Source organism: Geminocystis sp. M7585_C2015_104 (assembly GCA_015295805.1).
GTDB lineage: Bacteria > Cyanobacteriota > Cyanobacteriia > Cyanobacteriales > Cyanobacteriaceae > DVEF01.
In genome coordinates this window covers 1-2,494 of sequence record DVEF01000094.1, presented here as the reverse complement: position 1 = coordinate 2,494, position 2,494 = coordinate 1, and the positions used below count along the sequence as shown (strand labels likewise).

Genomic DNA, 2,494 nt, shown 5'->3' with positions numbered 1-2,494 from the left:
TAATGGGGGTTGACTATCAAGCAATTCAGACAATGACAATATAGTTGGGTTTTTCCCGGAGTATGGTATAGTTAACCGGTTGGGGGGGATAACTAGTAGCTTTTCTAGGGGTATGGTTGTCTTGTCAGTGATGCCTAAAAGGCTAGGGTAAAACAGCGACATTACAGGATTATCCGAAGTGGTTGGATTAGTAGGAGGCGGCGGGGGGAGGGGGGTGTTGGAATTGTCAAGGGGAAATACTGACACTGATTTACTGTGGCTATTGGAAGAAGCAGTCATATCCCCATCAGGATGCCTCCAAAGCCACTGGCTAGCCAGAGGGATAATCTTGTTGTTGCCAGGGAGGGGATTTATATTATTGTTGGCGGAGTAGTTGTCTGAAGCAGTAGTTGTCTTATCAGTTGTCTTTCTGGGGGAAACAGAGGTAGACGATGTGATTAGCCGATTGTTGCCAAAGGATACACCAACTGATGGTTTATCTGAGGGAATAATTGAATTGCTAGAGGGGAATACTGACGTCGATTTACTGTCTGACTTATTGGCATAAATTACCCCAATCCCGTAGTTGCCGTTGAAAAGGTTATTGTTTGAAAAAATAGTTGTCTTGTTAGGGGAGAAAAGAAAAGACGGGGTAATAGAAATACTAGCTGATGGTTGATTGTAGGGAAAAGTTGAATTGCCACCAGGAAAAATTAAGACTGATTGGTTGTCTGGGGTAAAAGTGGTATAACTAGGCTGCAAGCCAAAAACACTTACTGGGGATGGTAAAGTTGACGAAGGTTTTTTAGCCGTGGAAAGAGGAGAAACACTAGCCAATAGGTTTTCATTGGGAAATCCTGATGGTTTAGCTGACTTACTGTCTGCCAGGGTGATTGTCTTGACGGTAGAAGGGTAAGAAACTGATGCCAATTTGGATTGGTTGGGAGGGAAAGAGGGAAACGCCAATAACCGCCTATTATCACCCTTGCTGTTGGGAAGAGACACTAATGCTGACTGGTTATTATAAAGGGATACTAGTGGTGACTGATTGTCTGAAGGGGCAACTTTACTGCTGCTATCATTTATTAATGCTAAATACTCATCAGAATATACAAAAGCCTGACTGCCAAATGGGGATTTCAAAGAGGATGTGTTACCCAGGGAAACAAAACCCTCACCGGTGGGAGAAGAAGGAGAAAAAGAGGGTTTATGGGGGGGAAAGACATTAATGAGGGGATAGGGGGAAAGAGTTGCTAACGAATCAATGCAGGGAGATAATGAGGCTAACTGGTTGTCTAATTTTAACTGACTATTTATTGACTGATTATCCACTACACAGGCTGCTATTTTGGGGGGGGGTATAATCAGTGGTTGTTTGTCTGAGAGAGTGATTGTATTTTTGGAAAAGGAGGCTGACAGTGACGGTTTTTTCTCGGCGATAATTACAGTTTTGGAGGAGGATACTGACAGTGAAGACTTATCTGAAGAGATGCTAGCTTTGTTTAGAGAGATGGGGGGATTGCCTGTAGAAAATAGAGATGAGGAGACAGTGAAATATCTATTATCCGGGTTTATGGAGGTATGAGTAGTAGAAGGGGGAGATGAAGAAAAAGTTGCTTTGCCAAAGGATTGCCTGGTATTATCAGTGGGGGTAGATGATAGAATTAAGGACTTATCTTCTGTTTCCTTGGTGGGTAGAGAGAGTAATAGGGATTCTGAGTTGTTTTTTGAAAAGAGAGTGGTATTGACAATAGCACTATCATCGGCAAGAGTAGTTACATTCCCAGTATTAGATACTAAAACCAAAGGGTGGGGGGGAGAGTTATTGTGGGGGGAGGAAGCAAAAACTGACTGATTGGCTAAGGAGGTAGTCAGAGTAGTAGGTGGGAAGACTAATATTGATTCCCATCTATTGCCACTGCCACCATAGCTATTAGAGGGAGTAATCACATTCTCACTGCTGGAAACTAAAACCGACTGGTTATCCCAAAAGTTAGAGGTAGTTGTATTGAGGGTGGCTGGGGGGATAGTCAGGTTGCCAAAAAGATAAGTAGAGGATGATGCCGATGGTTTATCTGAGGGGGGGAAGACTAAAGGGAAGAAATAATTGTTGTTATTAGTAGAAGAGTAGGATAAAACTGAGGTAGTAGGGGGAGATAGTAAAACTGACTGATTATTTTTATCCCAAGAAACACTAGAATCATTGACAGTTGAGGGGTAAGTTGATAATAATGAAGGGTTGTTGCCACCATTAGATATCCTGTCAGGGTTGGATACACTTGCCGATTGTTTATCCGAAGAGGCGGTTATATTCCCTTTTTTGGCTACTGACGACAGTGAGGATTTATCCAAAAAATAGGTGGTAGGAGACACTGGGAGTGTTTGTTTATCTGAGGGGGTAAATACAATGTCGCGGGGGGAGACTATTACTAGCTGTTTGTCTGAAGAAGAGGCAAATGGATTTTCCCTTGTGGATAACATCGGTTGTTTGTCAGAAGTAATTGTCTTATTGAGG

General features: G+C 42.6%; 1 protein-coding gene. It reads right to left on the bottom strand.

The features are described from left to right. Positions 1 to 2,494, bottom strand: a 2,494-nt coding sequence (locus IGQ44_11515; protein ID HIK38603.1) for a hypothetical protein, incomplete at both ends; no start/stop codon positions are given.